This window comes from Streptomyces sp. URMC 124 (assembly GCF_051386455.1).
GTDB lineage: Bacteria > Actinomycetota > Actinomycetes > Streptomycetales > Streptomycetaceae > Streptomyces.
The window spans coordinates 1-23,239 of sequence record NZ_JBPQTS010000007.1; the positions used below are offsets into that span (position 1 = coordinate 1).

Here is a 23,239-nt window from a genome sequence, read left to right on the forward strand (position 1 = left end):
CGGCCCTTGTCCAGGTTGATCTTCCCGGCCCCCGCCCCCGGCGCCGGGAAGATCAACCTGGACAAGGGCCGGGTCAGCCTGCAGAAGAACCAGACGGTGTCGCTGGTCAAGGGCGGCCGGCCGCTGACGCAGTCGGTGAAGATGGGCCTGGGCTGGGAGCCCGCCTGGGGCACCCGGGCCATCGACCTGGACGCCTCCGTCATCGCCTACGGCCCCGACCGCAATATGATCGACGCCTGCTACTTCGGCAAGCTGCAGATCCTCAACGGTGCCGTCCAGCACTCCGGTGACAACCTCACCGGCGAGGGCTCCGGCGACGACGAGACCATCACGGTGCACATGGAGGGCCTGCCGCCGGAGGTGACCGGCCTGGTCTTCACCGTCAGCTCCTTCAACGGCCAGAAGTTCAACCAGGTCGCCAAGGCCTACTGCCGCCTGCTCGACGCCCGCACGGGCGAGGAGCTGGTGCGTTTCGACCTGACCGGTGCCGAGCCCAAGACGGGCGTGCTGATGGCCAAGTTCATCCGGCAGTACTCGGGCGAGTGGGAGATGACCGCCCTGGGCGAGTTCGTGAAGTCGCGCACCGTGCGGGACCTGGTCAAGCCGGCCGCCCAAGCCCTGTGAGCCGGGCCAGCCTGCGGTAGGAGTCCAGCAGCCCCTCCCGGTCGTACGAGGACGTGGTGACGAGCACCTCGTCGGCGCCGCTGCGCTCGACCAGCGCCCCGAGCGCGGCGGCCACCTCGTCCTCCGTGCCGTGGATGTGCCCCCGCAGCCCGTCCTCGTACAGCCGGCGCTCCCGCTCGCTCATCTCCCGCGCCTCGGTCTCCTCCGCGGGCTCCAGCGGCGGGAAGGCGCCGTGCGTCCGCGCGTGCGCCAGCGCCCACGCCTCGGGCACGAGCAGCCTGCGGGCCTCCTCGCGGGTGCCCGCGACGGCCACGTTCCCCGCCACCACGACGTACGGGTGCCGCCACCACGCCGAGGGCCGGAAGGCCGCCCGGTAGCGGTCGACGGCGGCGAGCATCCGCTCCTCGCCGCTCAGGCCGCCGATGACCAGCGCCGCCCCCGCGGCGGCCGCCAGGTCCGCGCCCGCCTCGTTGGCGAGGACGAACGCCGGAACGCTCAGGCCCTCCGCGGGGCGGGCGTGCACCCCCTCGTACGCGCTCGGGCCCCCCGTGAACCAGCCTTCCAGCTCGGCGAGCTGCCCGGCGAAGTCCCCCATGGCCTCCTTGTCCGTGCCCAGGGCCCTGCGGATGCCGTCCGTGAAGCCGACCGAGCGGCCCAGGCCCATGTCGATGCGGCCCGGGAACAGCGACTCCAGCACCCCGAACTGCTCGGCGACGACGAGCGTGCGGTGGTTGGGCAGCATTACGCCGCCCGTGCCCACCCTGATCCGCGAGGTCGCGGCCGCCACCGCCGCGGCGAGCACGGTCGGGGCCGAGCCCGCCACGCCGGGCACGCTGTGGTGCTCCGAGACCCAGAAGCGGTGGTAGCCGAGCGCCTCGGCCTGCTGCGCGAACCGCACGGTGTCGCGCAGCGCCTCGCCCTGCGGGCGGTCCCGGCGGGTGCGGGAGCGGTCGAGTACGGAGAGCCGGATCGTCACCTCTGTTTCAACAAGGCCGGCCGTTCATGATTCCCGGGCCCGCGAACGGGAGCGGGCGGGGCCCGGGCCCGCTCCCGTTCGCGCTGTCACCTGCCCTGACGACGCCAGGGGCCCGTGATCGCCAGCATGATGCCGGGATCCTGGATGTTGGCGAAGAGCGTCCTGCCGTCCGGCGAGAAGGTGACACCGGTGAACTCGCCGTACTCGGGCTTCTCGGCGGTCCCGACGTTCAGCTCGTTGCGGGCGAGGGGGTACGTACGGCCGTCGTCGAGGGCCCCGAAGAGGTGCTGGATCCCCTCGCCGTCCTCGGCGACCACCAGGCCGCCGTGCGGCGAGACGGTGATGTTGTCCGGGCCGTCGAACACGCCGTCCCGGCCCGGGTCCTTGTTGACGCCGAGGCGCACCTTCAGGGTCAGGGTGCGGCGCGCCGGGTGGTAGAACCACACCTGGCCGTCGTGCTGGACAGGGCTCTCCTCCCGGGCGAAGGACGCGACGACGTACGCGCCCCCGTCCGCCCACCACATGCCCTCCAGCTTGCGGGCGCGGGTGACCTCGCCGTCCTTGAACTGCTTGCGCACCGGCACCGACCGGGCATCGCGGTCGGGCACGCCGACCCAGTCGACGCCGTAGACCGTGCCGGTGCGGGTGGCGCGGGAGAGGTCGTCGACGAAACGGCCGCCGGAGTCGAAGCACCTGAAGGCCTGGAGCGCGCCCGCGTCGTCGGCGAGGGTGCGCAGCTTGCCGCGGCCGTGCCGGAAGCCCTTCGGCGGGGTCCAGCGGTAGAGCAGGCCGTTGGGGCCCGAGGCGTCCTCGGTGAGGTAGAGGTGACCGCGGGAGGGGTCGGTGACGACGGCCTCGTGGGCGTAGCGGCCCAGCGCCTTGACGGGCTGGGGGGCGCGGTTGGCGCGGCGGTCGTGCGGGTCGACCTCGAAGACGTAGCCGTGATCCTTGGTCATGCCGTTCTGGCCGGCCTTGTCCTCGGTCTCCTCGCAGGTCAGCCAGGTGCCCCACGGGGTGGCGCCGCCCGCGCAGTTGGTGGACGTGCCCGCGATGCCGACGCGCTCGGCGACGTGCGAACCGTCGTGGGAGACCTCGACGACCGTGCAGCCGCCGGACGCGGCGGGGTCGTAGACGAGGCCCTCGGTGAGCGGCACCGGGTGCTTCCAGCCGCCCCGGGGGCCCTTGAGCTCGTGGTTGTTGACGAGGACGGTGGCGCCGCGGGGGCCCGGGAAGGCGGCGGTGCCGTCGTGGTTCGAGGGGGTGGGCTCGCCCGACTCCAGCTTGGTGACGCCGGTCCGGGTCACGACGCGGTAGGAGAACCCGGCGGGCAGCGCGAGCAGGCCCTTCGGGTCCGGCACGAGGGGCCCGTAGCCGGGCCGGGGGCGCGGGCGGGGGCCGGACTGCTCCGGCACGCTGCCCGCCAGGGCGCCGGGGGCGCTGGCGAGCACGCCCACCGTGCCGGTGAGCGCCACCCCGGCGCCGGTGATGGCGGATCGTTTCGCGAAGTCTCTTCGGCTGAGGGTCATCTGATCTCCAGGGTCCGCGGGCTCACGCGCCTACGTTCCCGTTCCCCACCGAATACCGTATGAACACCACACGAAGCGCACGGGACGGAACCCCGAGCGCCGCCCCAGCGCGCACGCCCCGGCACACGCCGGCCAGAACGTCACGGCCCGCGCCCGAGGCAGGGCACCGCCGGACTCCACCACGGTGGTCGCTCACCGCTGCGGCGGAGGAATGTTCGCGCGCCGAAGCGACCGGGTGCCCCGCCCGGCGCGGAGCCGGCGACGCCGGGCCGCGCCCACGGCCACAGGCCGGTTGCTCGCCCCCAGCACCGCCGATCATCTCCGCCGCAACGGCGAACAACCACAACGCCGCAGCCCGGCGGTGCCGAGCCGCGCCCGGCCCCCGCCTCGGCGCGACCGGCTGGGCCGAGCCGTGCGTGGGCCGCAGCAGGCATCGGCCCCCGGCGCGCCGGAGCCTGCCCGCCGCAACGGCGAACAACCCCCGCGTCGCGGACCGGCGGTGCCGAAGGCACGCCCCGCCGCACCGCACCACACTGCAAGCGCAGCGCAGGCGCACCCCGGATACGCGGCAAGCTCAGCGCAGCGTCACCGGCGGGAGCGGGCCTTGAAGGCCGCCTTGCGGGCCTCCTTCGCGATCTTCTTCTCCGGGTGGAGGCGCCCCATGGCCTCCAGGACGTCCGCCGTCGCGGGGTGGTCCACCCGCCACGCCGTCTCGAAGAACCCGCCGTGCTGCCCGACGAGGCCCTCGACGAGCCCGCGCAGCTCGTCCGTGTCGCCGGAGGCGGCCAGCTGTGCGGCGATCGTGTCGACCGTCAGCCAGAAGACCATGTCCTCGCCCGGCTCGGGCACGTCGGTCGCGCCGTGCTCGGCGAGCCACACGCGCGCGAGGCCGCCCAGCTCGCGGTCGTCGAGGACGTCCCGCAGGGCCGGCTCGGCGTCGGCGCCGAGGAGGGAGAGGGTCTGCTGGCAGGCGAGGCGGCGGGACGGCGCGTCCGCGTCGTTGCCGCGCCCGGCGGCGAGCAGCTCCGCGGCGGCCTCCGCGGGCGTGCGGCGGGCGAGCCACAGTTCGGCCTCGGCGCGGGCGGCCGTCTCCGGGTGGCCGGGGAGGGCGGCGAGGAGCACGTCCGCGCCCTTGTCGGCGAGGTCGCCGACGGCGGGGGCGTCGATGCCGGCCTCGGCCATGCGGGTCCGGACGGCGAAGACGCCGAGCGGGGTGAGGGAGACCATGCCGTAGCGGCTGACGTCCTCCTCCTCGGGGGCCTCGGAGTCGACGCCGTCGACGGACTCGCGGATGTGGCCCTCGCCGTCGACCTCCTCGATGAGGGACTCGTCGACGGGCCGGTACTCGATGATCCCGGTGGGCGCGAGCAGCCGGAACTGGTCGTCCAGGCGCATCATCGCGTCGGAGACCTCTTCGAGGATGTCGTCCGTGGGCTCGTCCATGTCGTCGGGCACGATCATGGACGCGGCGAGCGCCGGCAGCGGTACGGGGTGCTCGACGTCGCTCTGCTCCAGCGCGGTCAGCAGGTAGAGGTTGCCGAGGACGCCGTCGAGGAAGTCGGCTTCGCCCTCGGGGTCCCAGTCGAGGGAGTCGAGGTCGAGGTCCTCGCCCTCGGCGATCCGGTCGGCGATGTCGCCGAGGTCGGGCGCGGCGGCGTCGGCGAGGACGCTCTCGAACCCGCCGAGGAAGAGGTCGAGGACGTCGGAGGGGCTGCCGGAGGTGAGCGTGGCGAGCTCCTCGCCGGCGACGGCGGTGCCCCGGGGCTCGTCCTCGCCGGCTCCCGGCTCCTCGCCGTCCTCGCCCTCTTCGCTCTCCTCGTTCTCCTCGAAGTCCACCAGGCCCGTGTCGAGCGCGTGCTGCCACGCGTCCATGGCGTACGCGTCGCCGTCCTCGTCGCCCGCGAGCCCGAGGAGCTCCGTCGCTGCGCGCAGCTGCTCCGCGAGGAGCTCGCCGCCCACCCCGACCGGGATGCCCTCCTCGCCGGCCCAGCGCGCGAGCTTCGCGGCGCGGGCGAGCAGCGGCGCGGACAGCGCGTCGCGCGCGAGCTCCGCGTCGGAGGGGAGCCGCACCGGCGGCATGGTCGGGCGGTCTCCGGACATCAGGGTGGTCTCTCCTCGTCGTGACATGCGTCGTGGCACGTACGGTGACGTGCGGCGATGCGCGGTGTGGCGGGCGGCGCCGCGAAGGGGCGCGCCGCCCAAGCGTAGACGGGATTTCCACCCTGCCGCCCGGTTCGCCGAACCGTCGGCGGACATATGGCTGACGGTTACCCGCGGAACCTTGACAACTTCCCCGGACGCGCAAGACATTGACGCGCGTAGAGATCGTCAGGATCGCGTCAACGACGATTCCTCCACGTCATACCCCCCTCGCATTCCTACCGGAGGCACCCGTGCCCGCTCGCCCGTCCGCCCGCCGTTCCCTGCACAGACCCGCGGCCCTCGGCTCCCTCGTCGCCGCCGCGCTCGCCGCGGGACTGCTCGCCCCGCAGCAGGCGAACGCCGAGGGCCTGCGCATCCACGACATCCAGGGCACGACCCGGGTGTCCCCGCTCGCCGGCCGGCAGGTCTCGGACGTCCCCGGCGTCGTCACGGCCGTGCGCGCCTTCGGGTCCGCGCGCGGCTTCTGGATCCAGGACGCCCGCCCGGACCGCAACGACGCGACGAGCGAGGGCATCTTCGTCTTCACCGGCTCCACCGCGCCGGCCGTCGCCGTGGGCGACGCCGTGACCGTCTCCGGCACCGTCACCGAGTACTACCCGGGCGGCGAGAAGGCCGGTCTGCAGTCGGTCACCCAGCTCTCCAAGGCCACGTGGACGGTGCGCTCCTCCGGCAACGCGCTGCCCGCCCCGGTCAAGCTGCGCCCCTCGCAGATCCCCGACCGCTACGCCCCCGACGCGCACGGCGGCTCCATCGAGAAGCTCCCGCTGCGCCCGGGCTCGTACGCCCTGGACCGCTACGAGTCGCTGGAGGGCATGCGCGTCTCCGTGCAGGACGCCCCCGTCGTCGGCGCGACCAGCGAGCACAAGGACCTGTGGGTCACCGCCGAGCCCCGCCACAACCGCACGGCCCGCGGCGGCGCGCTCTACGGCTCCTACCGCGACCCGAACGCCGGCCGCGTCAAGGTGGTCTCGCTGATCCCCTTCGCCCAGCGCCCCTTCCCCGTGGCCAACGTGGGTGACGAGCTGACCGGCACCACCGCCGGCCCGCTGGACTACGACAACTTCGGCGGCTACACCCTGCAGGCCACCGAGCTCGGCAAGCTCACCGACCGCGGGCTGAAGCGCGAGACGACGCGCAAGCAGCGCGGCGACGAGCTCGCGGTCGCCACGTACAACGTGGAGAACCTCTCCCCCAAGACGCCGCAGGCGAAGTTCGACCGGCTGGCGGCCGCGCTGGTCACCAACCTCGCCTCGCCCGACATCGTCGCCCTGGAGGAGGTCCAGGACGACAACGGCACCACCGACGACGGCACCGTGGACGCCGGCCGCACGCTGCGGAAGCTGACGGATGCCATCAAGGCGGCCGGCGGCCCGGCGTACGAGTGGCGGCAGATCAACCCGGTCAACGGGCAGGACGGCGGCCAGCCGGGCGGCAACATCCGTACCGCCTTCCTCTTCAACCCCGCCCGGGTCTCCTTCACCGACACCCCCGGCGGGGACTCCAGCACCGCCGTCAAGGCCGTCCGTGCGGGCGGCAAGGCCGCGCTGACCGCCTCGCCCGGCCGCATCGACCCCGGCAACCCCGCGTGGGCGAACAGCCGCAAGCCCCTGGCGGGCCAGTTCACCTTCCGGGGCGAGCGGGTCTTCGTCGTCGCGAACCACTTCAACTCCAAGGGCGGCGACCAGGGCGTCGACAGCCGCTTCCAGCCCCCGGCCCGCCCGTCGGAGACGCAGCGCACCGAGCAGGCCAAGGCCGTGAACGCCTTCGTCAAGCAGCTGCTGGCGGCCGACCGGCACGCGAACGTCATCGTCGCGGGCGACCTGAACGACTTCCAGTTCTCGTCCGCCGTGAAGACCCTCACCGCGGGCAAGGTGCTGACCGACCAGGTCGACCGGCTGCCGCGCGCCGAGCGCTACGGCTATGTCTACCAGGGCAATTCCCAGGTGCTGGACCACATCCTGACCAGCTCTCACGTGCGCCGCGTGGACTACGACATCGTCCACATCAACGCGGAGTTCGCCGACCAGGCGAGCGACCACGACCCGCAGGTGCTGCGCTGGAAGCCGTAGCAAAGCCGTAGCACTGCTTATGGGTTGCGGGGAGAACAATTAAATAGACCTGTACGGTCGGAGGGGCCGAGAATCGCGTCCATGACGCTCACTCCCACCAGCCCCTTCGGCCGTACCGTCTGCGCGATGGTCACCCCCTTCACCCAGGACGGGGAGCTCGACCTCGACGGCGCGCAGGCCCTTGCGGACCGCCTCGTCCGGGACGGCGGCTGCGACGGCCTCGTCCTCAACGGCACCACCGGCGAGTCGCCGACCACGAGCGACGCGGAGAAGAGCGCGCTCGTGCGGGCCGTGGCGGAGGCCGTCGGCGACCGGGCGCGCATCACGGCGGGCGTCGGCTCGGCCGACACCCGGCACACCGTGGAGCTGGCCCGGGCCGCCGAGGCGGCCGGGGCGCACGGGGTGCTCGTGGTGACGCCGTACTACAGCCGCCCGCCGCAGGAGGACGTCGCCGAGCACTTCCTGACCGTGGCCGGCGCGACCGGGCTGCCGGTGATGCTCTACGACATTCCCGGCCGCACGGGCACGCGGATCGAGCCCGTCACCATGCTGCGGCTCGCCGAGCACCCGCGCATCGCCGGCGTCAAGGACTGCGCCTACGACCTGCTGGGCAGCTCGAAGGTCATCGCCGCGACGGACCTCGCCTACTACTCGGGCTGCGAGGAACTCAACCTTCCGCTGCGCGCCCTGGGCGCCGCGGGCTACGTCAGCACGGTCGCCAACGTCGCGGGCCCGGTGCTGGCCGCGGCCCTGGACGCCTTCGACCGCGGCGCACCGGCGGAGGCCACCCGCCTGCACCAGCAGGTGCTGCCCCTGATCGAGCTGATGATGGCGTCCGGCCTGCCCGGCACGGTCACCGCGAAGGCCCTCCTGCACGCACTCGGCCTCCCCGCCGGCCCGGCCCGCGCCCCCCTCCGCCCGGCGGCCCCCGAACGCACCGAGGCGCTCCTCAAGGCGTACGGGGAACTGGGGCTCTAGCCGGCCGCGCCGATCCCGCGGACACGGCAGAGCGCCCTCCCGGGGCCGGTCGGGCCTCGGGAGGGCGCTCGTGCGTGCGGGCCGCGGGCGCCGCGGCCGCGCGGGGGCTAGTTGTGGCTGTGCAGGATCTCGTTCAGGCCGCCCCAGGTGCTCTTGTAGGGGCGGGCCTCGACGGCGCCCGTGGTGGAGTTGCGGCGGAAGAGGATGTTGTCCGCGCCCGACAGGGTCAGCGCCTTGACGACCTCGCCGTCCGGCAGCGTGACGCGGGTGCCGGCCGTGACGTACAGGCCGGCCTCGACGACGCACTCGTCGCCGAGCGCGATGCCGATGCCCGACTCGGCGCCGAGCAGGCAGCGCTCGCCGATGGAGATGATCTGCTTGCCGCCGCCGGAGAGCGTGCCCATGGTGGACGCGCCGCCGCCGATGTCGGTGCCGTCGCCGACGACGACGCCCGCGCTGATGCGGCCCTCGACCATGGAGGTGCCCAGCGTGCCGGCGTTGAAGTTGACGAAGCCCTCGTGCATCACGGTGGTGCCGGAGCCGATGTAGGCGCCGAGGCGGACGCGGTCGGCGTCGGCGATGCGCACGCCGGCCGGGGCGACGTAGTCCGTCATCCGCGGGAACTTGTCGATGCTGGTCACCTGCAGGTGCAGGCCCTCGGCGCGGGCGGCCAGGCGCGTGCTCTCGACGCGGTCGACGGCGACGGGGCCGAGCGAGGTCCAGGCGACGTTGGCGAGCAGGCCGAAGATGCCCTCCAGGTTCTGGCCGTGCGGCTTGACCAGGCGGTGGGAGAGCAGGTGCAGGCGCAGGTAGACGTCGTGCGCGTCGAGCGGCTTGTCGTCCAGCGAGGCGATGACCGTACGGACGGCCACGACCTCGACGCCCCGGCGCGCGTCCGGGCCGACGGCCTTGAGGGCGTTCTCGCCGAGCAGCTCGGCGGCGCGCTCGGCGCTCAGGCGCTCGGTGCCGGCCGGGCCGGCGTCCTCGGTGAGCTCCGGGGCGGGGAACCAGGTGTCGAGGACGGTGCCGTCCTCGGTGATCGTGGCAAGGCCGGCGGCGACGGCGCCGGTGGTACGGGGGGCAACAGCATCGGTCATGCTCGAAAACCTAACCGGCCGGGCCCTCTCAAGGCGAACCGGTCACGCCCGCGGCGGGTGCGGAGTGGTCAACGCCGGTGACGGTTTCCGCGTCATCCTCGGAGAAGCCGCGGCCACGGTCCCGCCGAGCAGCACGGCCGCGGTTCTGCCGAGCAGCCCCGAGCAGCCCCGAACAGCCCCGAACAGTCCCGAGGAACCCGAGGATCCCGACGATGCATCAGATGCCCGCCGAGTCACAGCCCCATCTGCGCACCTTCATGGGCTGGCCGCCGGCCGGCCCCATCTGGGGCCCGTACACCGCCGCCGTGCGCCGGGACGTCGCCACGATCGCCCGGACGATCGCGGAGTACGAGCCCGTGGTGCTGCTCGCCGCGCCCGAGGACGCCGAGGCGGCCCGCAAGGCGTGCGGCGGGGGCGTCGAGGTCGTGCCCCTGCCCGTGGACGACCTCTGGCTGCGCGACTCCGGCCCCGTCTTCGTGACCGGCCCGGACGGCGCCGCGGCCGGGATCGACTTCGGCTTCAACGGCTGGGGCGGAAAGCAGGAGCACCCCCGGGACGGCCTGGTCGCGCGCCGGGTGCTGGAAGCCTTCGGCGTGCCCCGCATCGAGGCGCCGCTCGTCGCCGAGGGCGGCTCCCTGGAGACCGACGGCGAGGGCACGCTGCTGGTCACCGCGAGCTCACTGGTCAACGACAACCGCAACCCGGGCCGGACCCGCGCCGAGATCGAACGCGCCCTCACGGACCTGCTCGGCGCCCGCAAGGTGATCTGGCTGGAGGGCGTGCGCGGCGAGGACGTCACCGACTGCCACGTCGATGCCCTGGCCCGCTTCGCGGCCCCCGGCACGGTCCTGCTGAGCAGCCCGCCGCCCGGGGCCCGGCCCGACGTCTGGACGCGCGTGTACGAACAGGCGCGCACCGTCCTGGAGGCGGCCACCGACGCCCACGGCCGGCGCCTGGAGATCGTGCCCCTCCCCGAGCCGGACCCGGCCGCCCTCGGCGAGCGCGGCGCCGACTTCCTGGGCTCCTACGCCAACTACTACGTGACCAACGGCGCCGTCATCGCCCCCCGCTTCGGCGATCGCCGCGCCGACGACCACGCGGCGTCCGTCCTGCGCGCCCTCCACCCCGGCCGCACCGTCCGCCAGGTCGAGATCCACGACCTGGCGGAGGGCGGCGGCGGCATCCACTGCGCCACACAGCAGCAGCCCGCCGCCTGACCGGGGTCAGGGGCGGGCTGCTGCCGTCGTGCGGAGTGCGCGGCTCAGACGTTGAAGCCGAGCGCCCGGAGCTGCTCGCGGCCCTCGTCGGTGATCTTGTCGGGGCCCCACGGCGGCATCCAGACCCAGTTGATCCGGAGCTCGTTGACGATGCCGTCGGTGGCCGACTTCGCCTGGTCCTCGATGACGTCGGTCAGCGGGCAGGCCGCGGACGTCAGGGTCATGTCGAGGGTGGCGATGTTGGCGTCGTCGATGTGGATGCCGTAGATCAGGCCGAGGTTGACGACGTCGATGCCCAGCTCGGGGTCGACCACGTCGTAGAGGGCCTCGCGGACCTCTTCCTCGGTGGCCGGCTTGGTGGTCACCTCTGCGTTGTCACTCATGCGGTCTTCCTTGCTGTGTTTTCGCGGCCTCCGCCCAGTGCCTGGGCGGTCGCGTCCTTCCACGCCATCCAGCTCAGCAGAGCACACTTCACGCGCGCCGGGTACTTGGAGACGCCGGCGAACGCGACCGCGTCCTCCAGCACCTCCTCCATCGCGTCGTCCGGCTCGATGCGGCCCTTGGACTGCATCAGCTCCAGGAAGGTCTCCTGGATCTTCTGCGCCTGCTCCAGCTCCTTGCCGACCAGCAGCTCGTTGAGCACGGAGGCGCTGGCCTGGCTGATGGAGCAGCCCTGGCCCTCGTAGGAGACGTCCTCGATGGTGTCGCCGGCCATGCGCACCCGCAGCGTGATCTCGTCGCCGCAGGTGGGGTTGACGTGGTGCACCTCGGCGTCGCCGTCCCGCAAGCCCCGGCCGTGCGGGTGCTTGTAGTGGTCCAGGATGACGTCCTGGTACATCGAATCAAGCTTCACAGTCAGCAGCTCTCAGCCGAAGAAGTTCCGGACGTGCTCCAGGCCCTCGACCAAGGCGTCGACCTCACCGGGGGTGGAGTACAGGTAGAACGACGCCCGCGTGGTCGCAGGAATTCCGTACCGGAGGCAGACGGGCCGCGCGCAGTGGTGGCCGACGCGCACCGCGATGCCCTGCTCGTCGAGGACCTGGCCCACGTCGTGCGGGTGGATGTCACCGAGCGTGAAGGAGATCGTGGCGCCGCGGTCCTCGGCCGTGGTGGGGCCGATGATGCGCAGGTCCGGTACCTCCTGGAGGCGGCGGACGGCGTACTGCGTGATCGCGTGCTCGTGGCGCGCGATGTTCTCCATGCCGATCGCCGACAGGTAGTCCACCGCGGCGCCGAGGCCGACGGCCTGGGCGATCGGGGGCGTGCCGGCCTCGAACTTGTGCGGCGCGGGGGCGTAGGTGGAGGAGTGCATCGAGACGGTCTCGATCATCTCGCCGCCGCCGAGGAACGGCGGGAGGTCCTCCAGCAGCTCCTGGCGGCCCCACAGCACGCCGATGCCCGTCGGACCGCACATCTTGTGGCCGGTGAAGGCCACGAAGTCGGCCTGGAGGGCCTGGACGTCCAGCACCATGTGCGGGGCGGCCTGGGAGGCGTCGATGACGACGAGCGCACCGACCTCCTGGGCGCGCCGGACGATGGTCTCGACGGGGTTGACGGTGCCCATGATGTTGGAGACCAGCACGAACGAGACGACCTTGGTCTTCTCGGTGATGATCTCGTCGATGTTGGACAGGTCGAGCCGGCCGTCGTCGGTGAGGCCGAACCACTTCAGCTTCGCGCCGGTGCGCTGCGAGAGCAGCTGCCACGGAACGATGTTGGAGTGGTGCTCCATCTCGGTGATGACGATCTCGGTCTCGTGGTCGACCCGGTAGGGCTCGTCGGCCCAGCCGAGCATGTTGGCCACGAGGTTGAGCGACTCGGAGGCGTTCTTGGTGAAGATCACCTCGTCGCGGCTGGGGGCGTTGATGAAGGCGGCGACCTTGTCGCGCGCACCCTCGTACAGCGCCGTGGCCTCCTCGGCGATGGTGTAGACGCCGCGGTGGACGTTGGCGTTGTGCCGCTCGTAGTACGCGTTGAGGGCGTCGAGCACCTGGCGCGGCTTCTGGGAGGTGGCCGCGGAGTCCAGGTAGACGATCTTCTTACCGTCGTGGACCGTGCGGTCCAGGATGGGGAAGTCCTTGCGAATCGCCTCGGTGTCGAGGAGGCCCGGCAGTATGGTCACGCGGTGACGCCGCCCTTCGTCTGGTAGGCCTCGTAGCCCTCCGCCTCCAGCTTGTCGGCGAGCTCGGCGCCGCCGGACTCGACGATGCGGCCGCCCGAGAAGACGTGGACGAAGTCGGGCTTGATGTAGCGCAGGATGCGCGTGTAGTGCGTGATCAGCAGGGTGCCGACCTCGCCCGTCTCGCGGACGCGGTTGACGCCCTCGGAGACCTGACGCAGGGCGTCGACGTCGAGGCCGGAGTCGGTCTCGTCGAGGATCGCGATCTTCGGCTTCAGGAGCTCCAGCTGGAGGATCTCGTGGCGCTTCTTCTCACCGCCGGAGAAGCCCTCGTTGACGTTGCGCTCGGCGAAGGCGGGGTCCATGTTGAGGCGCTCCATGGCCTCCTTGACCTCCTTCACCCAGGTGCGCAGCTTGGGGGCCTCGCCGCGGATGGCGGTGGCGGAGGTGCGCAGGAAGTTGGAGACCGAGACGCCGGGCACCTCGACGGGGTACTGCATGGCGAGGAAGACGCCGGCGCGGGCGCGCTCGTCGACGGACATCGCAAGGACGTCCTCGCCGTCGAGGGTGACGGTGCCGCCGGTGATCGTGTACTTGGGGTGACCCGCCAGCGAGTACGCCAGGGTCGACTTGCCGGAGCCGTTGGGGCCCATGATGGCGTGGGTCTCGCCCTGCTTCACGGTCAGGTCGACGCCCTTGAGGATCTCGCGCGGGCCGTTCTCGGCTTCGACGGAGACGTGCAGGTCGTGGATCTCAAGCGTTGCCATGGGGAACTCAGGACTCCTGGGTGACGGAGACGAGCACGTCGTCCCCTTCGATCTTGACGGGGTATACGGGGACGGGGCGCGTGGCGGGCAGGCCGGAGGGCTTGCCGGTGCGCAGGTCGAAGCTGGAGCCGTGCAGCCAGCACTCGATGGCGCAGTCCTCCACCTCGCCCTCGGAGAGCGAGACGTTCGCGTGCGAGCAGATGTCGTTGATGGCGAAGACCTCCCCCTCGGTGCGGACGAGGGAGACGGGGACGCCGTCGATCTCGACCCGCTTGGGGGTGTCCTCCTCCAGGTCGCTCAGCGCGGCCGCGCGGGTGTACGGGGTCTCGCTCATGCCACCGACGCCTCCAGCTCGGCCTCGATCTTGGCGATGAGGCGCTCCTCGAGTTCCGGGATGCCGATCTGCTGGACCAGCTCGGCGAAGAAGCCGCGGACCACCAGGCGGCGGGCCTCGTCGGCCGGGATGCCGCGGGCCATCAGGTAGAACAGCTGCTCGTCGTCGAAGCGGCCGGTCGCGGAGGCGTGGCCGGCTCCGACGATCTCGCCGGTCTCGATCTCCAGGTTGGGCACGGAGTCGACGCGGGCGCCGTCGGTGAGGACGAGGTTGCGGTTGAGCTCGTAGGTGTCGGTGCCCTCGGCCTCCGCGCGGATGAGGACGTCGCCGATCCAGACGGCGTGGGCGTCCTGACCCTGCAGCGCGCCCTTGTAGGCGACGTTGCTGCGGCAGTGCGGGGTGTCGTGGTCGACGAAGAGGCGGTGCTCCTGGTGCTGGCCCTTGTCCGTGAAGTACAGGCCGTAGAGCTCGGCCTCGCCGCCGGGGGCGCCGTAGACGACACGGGGGTGGAGGCGGACCAGGTCGCCACCGAAGGTGACGATCACGGACTTGAAGGAGGCGTCGCGGCCGACCAGCGCGGTGTGCTGGGCGGCGTGCACCGCGGTGGCGTCCCAGTCCTGGACGGAGACGACGGTGAGCTTGGCGCCGTCGCCGATGAGGAACTCGACGTTGGCGGCGAGGGTGGTGTCACCGGTGTGGTCGAGGACGACGACGGCCTCGGCGAAGGCACCGACCTCGATCACCTGGTGGCCGAAGGCCACGCCGCCCTCGCCCCGCACGGAGATCGTGACGGGCTCGGTGAGGACGGTGTCCTTGGGGATCGAGACGACCGAGGCCTTCTCGAAGGAGGTGTAGGCCTGGGCGGCGACGCGGTCGACCGGCTTGCCGGAGCGGCCGAGGCGGGCGTCCTCCCGGCCGACGGTCTCGACGGTGACGCCCTCGGGGGCGCTGACCTCGACCTTGACGCCGCCGCCGTTCACGCCCTTCTCGAGGGCCGTGCCGTCGTGCAGACCGCGCAGGCGCTCCAGCGGGGTGAACCGCCACTCCTCCTCGCGGCCGTGCGGCACGGGGAAGTCCGCCACGTCGTACGAGGCGGGGGCGCTCACGCGCGCGTCGATGGGCTGCCGGGGGCCGCCCACCTGGATGGCGCCGTCGGTCGTGCTGCCGGCGGGGGTGTTGTCAGCCATGGCTGTCGTCGTGCTCTCTTCCTGTCACAAAGGGTTCGCTGCTGCGGTCGGGGGCGTCCGGGCCCCTCCCCTGCCTCGGGGGCGGGGAAGGGTCAGCCGACGGAGCCTTCCATCTGCAGCTCGATCAGCCGGTTGAGCTCCAGCGCGTACTCCATGGGCAGCTCGCGGGCGATCGGCTCGACGAAGCCGCGAACGATCATGGCCATGGCCTCGTCCTCGGACAGGCCGCGGCTCATCAGGTAGAAGAGCTGGTCGTCGCTGACCTTGGAGACGGTCGCCTCGTGGCCCATGGAGACGTCGTCCTCGCGGACGTCGACGTAGGGGTAGGTGTCCGAGCGGGAGATGGTGTCCACGAGCAGGGCGTCGCAGAGCACGTTCGACTTGGAGCCGTGGGCGCCCTCGCCGATCTCGATCAGACCGCGGTAGGAGGTGCGGCCGCCGCCTCGCGCCACCGACTTGGAGACGATGTTGGAGGAGGTGTTCGGCGCCATGTGGACCATCTTGGCGCCGGCGTCCTGGTGCTGGCCCTGGCCGGAGAAGGCGATGGACAGCGTCTCGCCCTTGGCGTGCTCGCCCATCAGGTAGACGGCGGGGTACTTCATCGTCACCTTGGAGCCGATGTTGCCGTCGACCCACTCCATGGTCGCGCCCTCGTAGGCCACGGCGCGCTTGGTGACCAGGTTGTAGACGTTGTTCGACCAGTTCTGGATGGTCGTGTAGCGGCAGCGGCCGCCCTTCTTGACGATGATCTCCACGACGGCGCTGTGCAGCGAGTCCGAGGAGTAGATCGGGGCGGTGCAGCCCTCGACGTAGTGGACGTAGGCGTCCTCGTCGACGATGATCAGCGTCCGCTCGAACTGGCCCATGTTCTCCGTGTTGATGCGGAAGTAGGCCTGCAGCGGGATGTCGACGTGGACACCCTTCGGCACGTAGATGAAGGAGCCGCCGGACCACACGGCGGTGTTCAGCGAGGCGAACTTGTTGTCACCGACGGGGATGACCGTGCCGAAGTACTCCTGGAAGAGCTCGGGGTGCTCCTTCAGGGCGGTGTCGGTGTCCAGGAAGATGACGCCCTGGGCCTCCAGGTCCTCGCGGATCTGGTGGTAGACGACCTCCGACTCGTACTGGGCGGCGACACCGGCGACGAGGCGCTGCTTCTCGGCCTCCGGGATGCCCAGCTTGTCGTAGGTGTTCTTGATGTCCTCGGGCAGGTCCTCCCAGGTGGCGGCCTGCTTCTCCGTCGAGCGGACGAAGTACTTGATGTTGTCGAAGTCGATGCCGGTGAGGTCCGAGCCCCAGGTCGGCATGGGCTTCTTGTCGAAGAGCTTCAGGCCCTTCAGGCGCAGCTTGAGCATCCACTCCGGCTCGGACTTCTTGGCCGAGATGTCGCGGACGACGTCCTCGGAGAGGCCGCGCTTGGCTGCGGCGCCGGCCACGTCGGAGTCGGCCCAGCCGTATTCGTACGTGCCCAGGCCTTCGAGCTCAGGGTGGGCAGTCTCCGTGGGGAGAGTCATGCGGGGTTCCTCCCGGCCGTGCTGGCGGATGCTGTGGTGGTCTTGGTCTTGCTCTTCGGGATGAACGTCGTGCACACCCCGTCGCCGTGGGCGATGGTGGCAAGACGCTGCACATGTGTCCCGAGCAGGCGGGAGAAGACCTCGGTCTCCGCCTCGCACAGCTGCGGGAACTGCTCGGCGACATGGGCGACCGGGCAGTGGTGCTGGCAAAGCTGTTCGCCGACCGGCGCGCTACGCGCCGTAGCAGCGTACCCGTCCGCGGTCAATGCCCTGGCAAGGGCCTCGGTGCGCGACTCGGGCGCCGCGGCTTCCAGCGCCTCGCGGTACCCCTCGGCCTGGGCGGCCATGCGGGCCCTGGCGAAGGCGGCCACGGCGGCCTCCCCCATCTCCCCGCCGCCGGCGGCCTGCGCGATCCAGCGCAGGGCGTCTCCGGCGAGCTGGTCGTAGGCCTGGTCGAAGGCGTCCCGGCCGCAGTCGGTCAGGGCGAAGGCCTTGGCGGGGCGGCCGCGGCCGCGCGCGCCGTAGACCCGCTTCTCGCGGGGCTCGACGACGCCCTCGGCGACGAGGGTGTCGAGGTGGCGGCGGACGGCCGCCTGGGTGAGCTCCAGGCGCAGGGCGAGCTCGGCCGCGGTCGACGGGCCGTGGTCGAGGATGGAGCGGGCGACGCGATTGCGGGTGCCGCGCTGCTCGTCGTGACCGCGCTCGTCGGCGCGGACGGGCGCGGGGACAGCCGCTTGCGACCCTGCGGCCGCGGATCGCTCCGTACCGGCCGCGGGGTCCTGCGGGACCTCGCGCGCGTATTTCACAACACCATTGTTGCGTAATTACGCGGAGCCGGACAAGCCCGGTCCCGGCTGCCCGGCGGTGTCCTCGATCACTAAGGGTCACCTAACCACCACCCGTGGATCTTGGTTCTCCCCGGTCCCCGGCCGCCCCGGGCCGGACCGGTTCCACCCCGGGGCGTCCGGGGACACGCCGGGCTTCGTAGACTTCCCGCCATGCGCAGCGTCTTCCCGGGGGACACCCCCGAGGCCCCCGGCCGGCCCGCGGTCGAGGTCCGCGGGCTGGTGAAGCGGTACGGACCGAAGGCCGCGGTGGACGGGCTCGACCTGTCCGTCGCCGGCGGCGGCCTCACCGCCGTCCTCGGCCCCAACGGGGCCGGCAAGACCACCACGATCGAGACCTGCGAGGGCTACCGCCGCCCCGACGCCGGCACCGTCCGCGTCCTCGGGCTCGACCCCGTCGCCGACGCCGCGGCCCTGCGGCCCCGCGTGGGCGTGATGCTGCAGAGCGGAGGGGTGTACGCGGGGGCGCGCGCGGAAGAGATGCTGCGCCACGTCGCCTCCCTGCACGCCCATCCCCTCGACGTCCCCTCCCTGATCGACCGGCTGGGTTTGGGCGGCTGCGGCCGGACCTCCTACCGCCGGCTGTCCGGCGGCCAGCAGCAGCGCCTGGCGCTCGCCATGGCCGTCGTCGGCCGCCCCGAGCTGGTCTTCCTGGACGAGCCGACGGCCGGCCTCGACCCGCAGGCCCGGCACGCCACCTGGGACCTGGTGCGCGAGCTGCGCGCCGACGGCGTCACCGTCGTCCTCACCACGCACTACATGGACGAGGCCGAGGCCCTGGCCGACGACGTCGCCATCATCGACAGCGGCAAGGTCATCGCCCAGGGCAGCCCGGAGGAGCTGTGCCGGGGCGGCGCGGAGAACACCCTGCGCTTCAGCGGCCGGCCCGGCCTGGACCTCGCCTCCCTCCTGAAGGCCCTGCCCGCCGAGTCGACGGCGGCCGAGCTGACCCCCGGCACGTACCGCGTCGGCGGCCGCATCGACCCGCAGCTGCTCGCCACCGTGACCACGTGGTGCGCGCAGAACGGCGTCATGCCCGACCGCATCGCGGTCGAGCGGCACACGCTGGAGGACGTCTTCCTCGAACTGACCGGTAAGGAGCTGCGGGCGTGAGTGATCCGATTTCGGCGGGCACCGGGGCCTTCGCCCCGCGACCCGGCGCCGCGCCCGTGTCCCGGATGATCCGCGCGCAGGCCGCGCTGGAGACCCGGATGCTGCTGCGCAACGGCGAGCAGCTGCTGCTGACCGTCGTCATCCCCACGCTGCTGCTCGTCCTCTTCAGCGCCGTCGACATCATCGACACCGGCGAGGGGGCGGCCGTCGACTTCCTGGCCCCGGGCGTCCTGGCGCTGGCCGTGATGTCCACGGCGTTCACCGGCCAGGCCATCGCGACCGGCTTCGAGCGCCGCTACGGCGTGCTCAAGCGGCTCGGCGCCACGCCACTGCCGCGCTGGGCGCTGATGACGGCGAAGACCTGCTCGGTGCTGGTCACCGAGGTGCTGCAGATCGTGCTGCTCACGGTGATCGCCTTCGCTCTGGGCTGGTCCCCGCAGGGCAACCCCTTCGCCGTCCTGCTGCTGCTCGTGCTCGGCACGGCGGCGTTCTCCGGGCTCGGGCTGCTGATGGCCGGCACCCTCAAGGCCGAGGTGACGCTGGCCGCGGCGAACCTGGTCTTCCTCCTGCTGCTGGTCGGCGGCGGGGTGATCGTGCCGATGGAGAAGTTCCCCGGCGGGGTGCGGGCGGCGCTGGAGCTGCTGCCGATCTCGGCGCTCTCGGACGGCCTGCGGGACGTGCTGCAGCACGGTGCGGGCATGCCGTGGGGCGACCTCGGCATCCTGGCCGTGTGGGCGGTGCTGGGCCTCGGAGCGGCGGCGAAGTCCTTCCGCTGGGAGTGAGCTGGGCGGACACGCGCCACGCACCCCCTCGTGAATCCGTGCACAAGCTCCCCTTTACGATGAGCCCGTGCCGAAAACGCTGAACCCCCTCCAGATCGTCGCCGACCGGTGGCAGCCCTCCGCGCGCTTCGTCCGGCGGGCGTCCCTCGCCTGCGTGGTGATGGCCGTGGTCATCGTGGTGACGGGCGGCGCGGTCCGGCTCACCCAGTCGGGGCTCGGCTGCCCGACGTGGCCCACCTGCACCGAGGACAGCCTGACGCCGACGCCGGAGATGGGCATCAACGGCGTCATCGAGTTCACCAACCGCATGCTGACGTACGTGCTCTGCGCGATCGTCGGCGTCGCGATCGTGGCGGCACGCGCGCGTGCCCCGCGCCGGCGCTCCCTCACGCGCCTGGGCTGGGCACAGTTCTGGCTGATCGCGAGCAACGGCATCATCGGCGGCATCACCGTCCTGACGGGCCTCAACCCGTACATCGTGGCCCTGCACTTCCTGGCGGCGACCGCGCTGCTGACGGTGGCCGTGGTGATGTGGCACCGCTCGGCCGAGGGCGACGACGAGCCGCGCGACCTGGTGGCGCGTCCGGTGCGGCAGCTCGGCTGGGTCCTGACCGGGGCGACCGTCCTGCTGATCCTGGCCGGCACGGTGGTGACGGGCTCCGGCAAGCACGCGGGCGACGCCTCGAAGGACGTCCACCGCATCCCGCTGGACTGGCGCGAGGTCTCCCAGCTGCACGTCGACTTCGTCTACATCGTGGTGGGCCTGACGATCGCCCTGTGGTTCGCCCTGCGGGCCGTGAAGGCGCCGGCCGTGCCGCGCCGCCGCGTGGTCGAGCTGTTCGCCGTACTGATGGTCCAGGGCGTCATCGGCTACGTGCAGTACTTCAACGACGAGCCGGAGCTGGTCGTCGGCGCCCACATGCTCGGCTCCTGCCTGGTGTGGATCGCCGTGCTGCGGGTCTTCCTGTCGCTGCGCGAGCGGGGCGGGACGGCCACCGTGCCCGCCCCGTCGGGCGAGCAGCCGGGCGAGCACGAGGCCCTTCAGGCCGCCTCCGCGTCCAGCCGGTAGATCCTGCGGGCGGTGCCGGCGGCGACGAGCGAGGCGATCCTGCGCGCCTCCGTCCACCGGCACCAGCCGTCGGCCACCCAGTCGCCCATCAGCCGGCCCATGGCCTGCGAGAACGACCGGGCCGCGACCACGTAGAGCTCGGCCGGTCCGCGCGCGCCGCTGGAGAACAGCAGCTTGGCGAAGGGCGCCTCGCGCAGCGTCTCCTCGGGCCGGGCTCCCACGTCCGCGTACACGTGCGGGAAGGCGCCCGCGAGCTGCGCGGCCTCCCGGTGGTGCCACGGGTCGGGCAGCAGCACCAGATCGGCGCCCAGCCCCGCGGTGGCCCGCAGGAAGCGGGCGAGCCGCAGCGGGTCGGGGCAGTGCAGCTGGACGGGCAGCCCGGCCGCGAGCGCGCTCCACACCAGATGGCGGGCGAGCACCGGATCGTCCAGCCGGCCGCCCGGGCGACGCGTCCTCAGCCACTGGCCCGCGGCCCGGCGCACCTCCCCCAGACCCGGCGGGCTGTCGTCGCAGAAGAGGGCGCCACAGGCGAACGCGGTGGCGCTCAGGGCGGCGGAGTAGAGCGCCTCGGCCAGATTCGCGGTGAAGGAGTCCGCGCTTCCGGAGGTGTCGGCGACCTGCTCGGCGAGCGGTTCGAGCCGGACGACCTCGCAGGCGCGGCCGTCCGCGGCACCGGCGAGCTCGGCGGCCGAGGTCAGGCCGCTCGGCTCGCCCGTCTCCAGCAGGAAGGTGCCGATTCCCGCGCCGCGCAGCAGCAGCTGCCCCGCGCGGTAGGCGCCCAGCTCGCGGCGGCGCGCCAGGTAGCGCACGGGCGAGCAGTGCGGGTCCAGGCCCAGCAGGGGCGGGCACCAGCGGCGTAGGGCGAGCCCGGTGCGGCTGTCGAAGAAGGTGGTGCCGGGCGGCGCGGGGCCCGCGGCCCCGGCGGCCGCGGCCAGGTGCGCCTCGAACCCGCCGAGCCCGAGCTCGCCGTGGACCGCGCCGTGACTGTGCTGGTCGACGAGCAGCGGCAAGCCGTCCATCCCGCCCCCCCTCGTGCCGTACCCCGCCCCGAGCGGCGCGTGTGCGACCGCTCCCCGCGGGTCTAACGGCCGAGGGCCGCGTCAGTTATCGGCGTCAGTGACCGGCGGGGTTGGCGGGGCCGCCGACCTGGATGCCGGCCATGCGCGACCACTCGTACGGGCCGGTGCGGACCTTGGCGGCGAGCTCGCCGTCGAAGTCGTCGTGGAGGGTGAGCCCGGCCTTCTCGGCGGCCGCCCGGGCGATGTCCATGGAGGGGGCGACGAGGTTGCCCCACTCGCCGTCGGAGCCCACCAGGGCGATGCGGGCGGTGCCGCGCGCGATGTGGGCCAGCTGGCCCTCGGCGGAGCCGCCGTGGCTCTTGGCGAACGTGTCGATCTGCCGGGCGAGCCGGGCGGCCTTGCGGTCCGCCCGGGCGCCTGCGGCCGCGGCCTTCCCGGCCGTGCCGTCCTGCGAGGTGGTGTCATCTGCCATACCGCAGATGCTACCCACCGGTAATTAACGAAGGAAGGGATCCACGGCCACTGCCACGAACAGCAGCGACACGTAGGTGATGGACCAGTGGAAGAGGCGCATCTCCTTGAGCTTCGCCCCCGTGATGCCGGCCTTGGCCCGGGCCTGCAGGGCGTGGGCCTCCTTCAGCCAGAAGGCGCCCAGCGCGGCCGCCACGACCGTGTAGAACCAGCCGGTGTAGCCGAGCGGCTGCAGCGCGAGCGAGACGGCGACCATCACCCAGCTGTACAGGACGATCTGCTTGGCGACCGCCTTGTTGCCCGCGATGACGGGCAGCATCGGCACGCCCGCGCGCTCGTAGTCGCCCTTGACCTTCATCGACAGCGGCCAGTAGTGCGGCGGCGTCCAGAAGAACATGACCAGGAAGAGGACGAGCGCGGCCCAGGAGACCGAGTTGGTGACGGCGGACCAGCCGATGATGACCGGCAGGCAGCCCGCGATGCCGCCCCAGACGATGTTCTGCGCGGTGCGGCGCTTGAGGAGCATCGTGTAGACGACGACGTAGAACGCGTTGGCGCCCAGCGCCAGCATCGCCGACAGGGGGTTGACCAGGTACCAGAACCACAGGGTGGAGCCGACGGTCAGGGCCGTGGCGAAGACCAGGCACTCCTTGGGCGAGACCATCCCGGTGACCAGGGGGCGCTGGGCCGTGCGCTCCATGAGCGCGTCGATGTCCCGGTCGACGTACATGTTGTACGCGCCGGCGCCGCCCGCGGACAGGTAACCGCCGATGCAGGTGGCCAGGACCAGCCACAGGTCGGGCACGCCCTGCGCGGCGAGGAACATCACCGGCACGGTCGTCATGAGCAGCAGCTCGATGATCCGCGGCTTGGTCAGCGCCACGAACGCCTTGGCACGGGCTCCGAACGGCCGGTGACCGGGGCTCTCGGTAAGCACCCCCGCAGGACGGGATTCGACGGCCGTCACGCACACCCCTGACAGAGATAAGGCCAGCAAGCACATCCGGGACGGAAAGCCCGGTAAAGACTTGCGCGTACCACGCCACTTTAGACGCAGGGCATGGCGCGGCCTCCGCCGGGGTGGGTCGTGTTGAGGGCGCACCGAACGGATCAAGAAGGCGCCCCCGCACCACCCCCGTGCGGCCGCGGAGCCCCCGGACCTGACGGAACGGTCGCGTTCAGGAGGCGGGGCGCGGCCCCGCCCGGCAGGCTGTAGGCAGGGCGCCGCACCCGCGGCGGGAATCCCGGCCGCCGCGATTCGGCTGCCCGTAAGCGGGCAGCCGACTGTACGTCGAAAAGATGCACGTCCCCACAGGGGTAGGCTCGACCACGCCGCGTCGTGGCGGAACATACCGCCCCCGGCAGATAA

Annotated in this window: 22 protein-coding genes; 7 read left to right on the forward strand and 15 right to left on the reverse strand. The window is 72.3% G+C overall.

Annotated features, from left to right (window positions below):
- Positions 1-624 (forward strand): TerD family protein (locus tag ACSNOG_RS02435; protein WP_436750825.1); only part of this gene is annotated, 624 nt, incomplete at its 5' end.
- Here ACSNOG_RS02435 and ACSNOG_RS02440 read toward each other — a convergent pair.
- The 3 genes from ACSNOG_RS02440 to ACSNOG_RS02450 form a co-directional block, all read right to left on the reverse strand.
- Positions 599-1,600 (reverse strand): MsnO8 family LLM class oxidoreductase, encoded by a 1,002-nt coding sequence (locus ACSNOG_RS02440; RefSeq protein ID WP_436750826.1) that lies wholly within the window; start codon positions 1,598-1,600, stop codon positions 599-601. The two genes, ACSNOG_RS02435 and ACSNOG_RS02440, sit on opposite strands and share 26 nt — an antisense overlap.
- 86 nt (positions 1,601-1,686) lie before the next feature.
- On the reverse strand, positions 1,687-3,126 hold the full coding sequence (locus tag ACSNOG_RS02445; RefSeq protein ID WP_436750827.1) for an alkaline phosphatase PhoX: 1,440 nt from the start codon (positions 3,124-3,126) through the stop codon (positions 1,687-1,689).
- A 585-nt stretch (positions 3,127-3,711) separates the two neighbouring features.
- Complete coding sequence (locus ACSNOG_RS02450) at positions 3,712-5,226, reverse strand: hypothetical protein (protein ID WP_436750828.1); 1,515 nt, start codon at positions 5,224-5,226, stop codon at positions 3,712-3,714.
- A 293-nt stretch (positions 5,227-5,519) separates the two neighbouring features.
- Here ACSNOG_RS02450 and ACSNOG_RS02455 point away from each other — a divergent pair, with 293 nt between their 5' ends.
- Positions 5,520-7,358 (forward strand): endonuclease/exonuclease/phosphatase family protein, encoded by a 1,839-nt coding sequence (locus ACSNOG_RS02455; protein WP_436750829.1) that lies wholly within the window; start codon positions 5,520-5,522, stop codon positions 7,356-7,358.
- Between the two features lie 81 nt (positions 7,359-7,439).
- Positions 7,440-8,336: a 4-hydroxy-tetrahydrodipicolinate synthase gene (dapA, locus tag ACSNOG_RS02460; RefSeq protein ID WP_436750830.1), complete on the forward strand. Its 897-nt coding sequence runs from the start codon at positions 7,440-7,442 to the stop codon at positions 8,334-8,336.
- A gap of 107 nt (positions 8,337-8,443) precedes the next feature.
- Here dapA and dapD read toward each other — a convergent pair whose 3' ends face one another.
- Positions 8,444-9,433, reverse strand: coding sequence for a 2,3,4,5-tetrahydropyridine-2,6-dicarboxylate N-succinyltransferase (gene dapD / locus ACSNOG_RS02465; protein ID WP_436750831.1), 990 nt, complete (start codon positions 9,431-9,433; stop codon positions 8,444-8,446).
- Between the two features lie 221 nt (positions 9,434-9,654).
- On the opposite strand from dapD, the gene ACSNOG_RS02470 reads away from it, so the two are divergent.
- Entirely contained in the window at positions 9,655-10,650 is a 996-nt protein-coding gene (locus ACSNOG_RS02470; protein ID WP_436750832.1) for an agmatine deiminase family protein, read from the forward strand.
- A 44-nt stretch (positions 10,651-10,694) separates the two neighbouring features.
- Here the strand turns inward: ACSNOG_RS02470 and ACSNOG_RS02475 are convergent, their stop codons facing one another.
- The 8 genes from ACSNOG_RS02475 to ACSNOG_RS02510 all read right to left on the reverse strand — a co-directional run bounded on the left by ACSNOG_RS02475 (position 10,695) and on the right by ACSNOG_RS02510 (position 17,377).
- Positions 10,695-11,033, reverse strand: a complete 339-nt coding sequence (locus ACSNOG_RS02475; RefSeq protein WP_229348027.1) for a metal-sulfur cluster assembly factor — start codon at positions 11,031-11,033, stop codon at positions 10,695-10,697.
- On the reverse strand, positions 11,030-11,503 hold the full coding sequence (gene sufU, locus ACSNOG_RS02480) for a Fe-S cluster assembly sulfur transfer protein SufU (RefSeq protein WP_436750833.1): 474 nt from the start codon (positions 11,501-11,503) through the stop codon (positions 11,030-11,032). The genes ACSNOG_RS02475 and sufU overlap by 4 nt, the downstream gene beginning before the upstream one ends.
- A gap of 12 nt (positions 11,504-11,515) precedes the next feature.
- Positions 11,516-12,772 carry a cysteine desulfurase gene (locus ACSNOG_RS02485; RefSeq protein ID WP_436750834.1) on the reverse strand — a complete coding sequence of 419 codons (1,257 nt, stop codon included), beginning with the start codon at positions 12,770-12,772 and terminating at the stop codon, positions 11,516-11,518.
- On the reverse strand, positions 12,769-13,536 hold the full coding sequence (sufC, locus tag ACSNOG_RS02490) for a Fe-S cluster assembly ATPase SufC (protein WP_436750835.1): 768 nt from the start codon (positions 13,534-13,536) through the stop codon (positions 12,769-12,771). The genes ACSNOG_RS02485 and sufC overlap by 4 nt, the downstream gene beginning before the upstream one ends.
- A 7-nt stretch (positions 13,537-13,543) precedes the next feature.
- Positions 13,544-13,870 (reverse strand): non-heme iron oxygenase ferredoxin subunit, encoded by a 327-nt coding sequence (locus ACSNOG_RS02495; RefSeq protein ID WP_436750836.1) that lies wholly within the window; start codon positions 13,868-13,870, stop codon positions 13,544-13,546.
- The gene (sufD, locus tag ACSNOG_RS02500) at positions 13,867-15,057 is read right to left on the reverse strand and encodes a Fe-S cluster assembly protein SufD (RefSeq protein WP_436750837.1); all 1,191 of its coding nucleotides are present in this window, start codon (positions 15,055-15,057) and stop codon (positions 13,867-13,869) included. Before sufD ends, ACSNOG_RS02495 begins: the two co-directional genes overlap by 4 nt.
- Positions 15,058-15,149: 92 nt before the next feature.
- Positions 15,150-16,571, reverse strand: coding sequence for a Fe-S cluster assembly protein SufB (sufB, locus tag ACSNOG_RS02505; protein ID WP_436750838.1), 1,422 nt, complete (start codon positions 16,569-16,571; stop codon positions 15,150-15,152).
- On the reverse strand, positions 16,568-17,377 hold the full coding sequence (locus ACSNOG_RS02510) for a helix-turn-helix transcriptional regulator (RefSeq protein WP_436750839.1): 810 nt from the start codon (positions 17,375-17,377) through the stop codon (positions 16,568-16,570). Before ACSNOG_RS02510 ends, sufB begins: the two co-directional genes overlap by 4 nt.
- A 192-nt stretch (positions 17,378-17,569) precedes the next feature.
- Between ACSNOG_RS02510 and ACSNOG_RS02515 the strand changes: the two genes are divergently transcribed.
- The 3 genes from ACSNOG_RS02515 (at position 17,570) to ACSNOG_RS02525 (ending at position 20,380) form a co-directional block, all read left to right on the forward strand.
- Positions 17,570-18,529 carry an ABC transporter ATP-binding protein gene (locus tag ACSNOG_RS02515; protein ID WP_436750840.1) on the forward strand — a complete coding sequence of 320 codons (960 nt, stop codon included), beginning with the start codon at positions 17,570-17,572 and terminating at the stop codon, positions 18,527-18,529.
- 65 nt (positions 18,530-18,594) lie between these two features.
- Complete coding sequence (locus ACSNOG_RS02520; protein WP_436750882.1) at positions 18,595-19,311, forward strand: ABC transporter permease; 717 nt, start codon at positions 18,595-18,597, stop codon at positions 19,309-19,311.
- Positions 19,312-19,378: 67 nt separating this feature from the next.
- Positions 19,379-20,380 (forward strand): COX15/CtaA family protein, encoded by a 1,002-nt coding sequence (locus tag ACSNOG_RS02525; protein ID WP_436750841.1) that lies wholly within the window; start codon positions 19,379-19,381, stop codon positions 20,378-20,380.
- Here the strand turns inward: ACSNOG_RS02525 and ACSNOG_RS02530 are convergent.
- The 3 genes from ACSNOG_RS02530 to ACSNOG_RS02540 all read right to left on the reverse strand — a co-directional run bounded on the left by ACSNOG_RS02530 (position 20,353) and on the right by ACSNOG_RS02540 (position 22,837).
- A complete protein-coding gene (locus tag ACSNOG_RS02530) occupies positions 20,353-21,399 on the reverse strand; it encodes an amidohydrolase (RefSeq protein WP_436750842.1) in 1,047 nt (348 codons plus the stop codon). The two genes, ACSNOG_RS02525 and ACSNOG_RS02530, sit on opposite strands and share 28 nt — an antisense overlap.
- A 94-nt stretch (positions 21,400-21,493) precedes the next feature.
- Positions 21,494-21,871 (reverse strand): hypothetical protein, encoded by a 378-nt coding sequence (locus tag ACSNOG_RS02535; RefSeq protein ID WP_436750843.1) that lies wholly within the window; start codon positions 21,869-21,871, stop codon positions 21,494-21,496.
- A gap of 24 nt (positions 21,872-21,895) precedes the next feature.
- The gene (locus tag ACSNOG_RS02540; protein WP_436750844.1) at positions 21,896-22,837 is read right to left on the reverse strand and encodes a heme o synthase; all 942 of its coding nucleotides are present in this window, start codon (positions 22,835-22,837) and stop codon (positions 21,896-21,898) included.
- Positions 22,838-23,239: the final 402 nt, after the last annotated feature.

Coding starts and splice junctions, on each gene's coding strand:
- ACSNOG_RS02445 (WP_436750827.1), bottom strand. CDS start 3,126: ATGACCCTCAGCCGAAGAGACTTCGCGAAACGATCCGCCATCACCGGC.
- ACSNOG_RS02450 (WP_436750828.1), bottom strand. CDS start 5,226: ATGTCCGGAGACCGCCCGACCATGCCGCCGGTGCGGCTCCCCTCCGAC.
- dapA (WP_436750830.1), top strand. CDS start 7,440: ATGACGCTCACTCCCACCAGCCCCTTCGGCCGTACCGTCTGCGCGATG.
- dapD (WP_436750831.1), bottom strand. CDS start 9,433: ATGACCGATGCTGTTGCCCCCCGTACCACCGGCGCCGTCGCCGCCGGC.
- ACSNOG_RS02470 (WP_436750832.1), top strand. CDS start 9,655: ATGCCCGCCGAGTCACAGCCCCATCTGCGCACCTTCATGGGCTGGCCG.
- ACSNOG_RS02475 (WP_229348027.1), bottom strand. CDS start 11,033: ATGAGTGACAACGCAGAGGTGACCACCAAGCCGGCCACCGAGGAAGAG.
- sufC (WP_436750835.1), bottom strand. CDS start 13,536: ATGGCAACGCTTGAGATCCACGACCTGCACGTCTCCGTCGAAGCCGAG.
- ACSNOG_RS02495 (WP_436750836.1), bottom strand. CDS start 13,870: ATGAGCGAGACCCCGTACACCCGCGCGGCCGCGCTGAGCGACCTGGAG.
- sufD (WP_436750837.1), bottom strand. CDS start 15,057: ATGGCTGACAACACCCCCGCCGGCAGCACGACCGACGGCGCCATCCAG.
- sufB (WP_436750838.1), bottom strand. CDS start 16,571: ATGACTCTCCCCACGGAGACTGCCCACCCTGAGCTCGAAGGCCTGGGC.
- ACSNOG_RS02515 (WP_436750840.1), top strand. CDS start 17,570: ATGCGCAGCGTCTTCCCGGGGGACACCCCCGAGGCCCCCGGCCGGCCC.
- ACSNOG_RS02520 (WP_436750882.1), top strand. CDS start 18,595: ATGATCCGCGCGCAGGCCGCGCTGGAGACCCGGATGCTGCTGCGCAAC.
- ACSNOG_RS02530 (WP_436750842.1), bottom strand. CDS start 21,399: ATGGACGGCTTGCCGCTGCTCGTCGACCAGCACAGTCACGGCGCGGTC.
- ACSNOG_RS02535 (WP_436750843.1), bottom strand. CDS start 21,871: ATGGCAGATGACACCACCTCGCAGGACGGCACGGCCGGGAAGGCCGCG.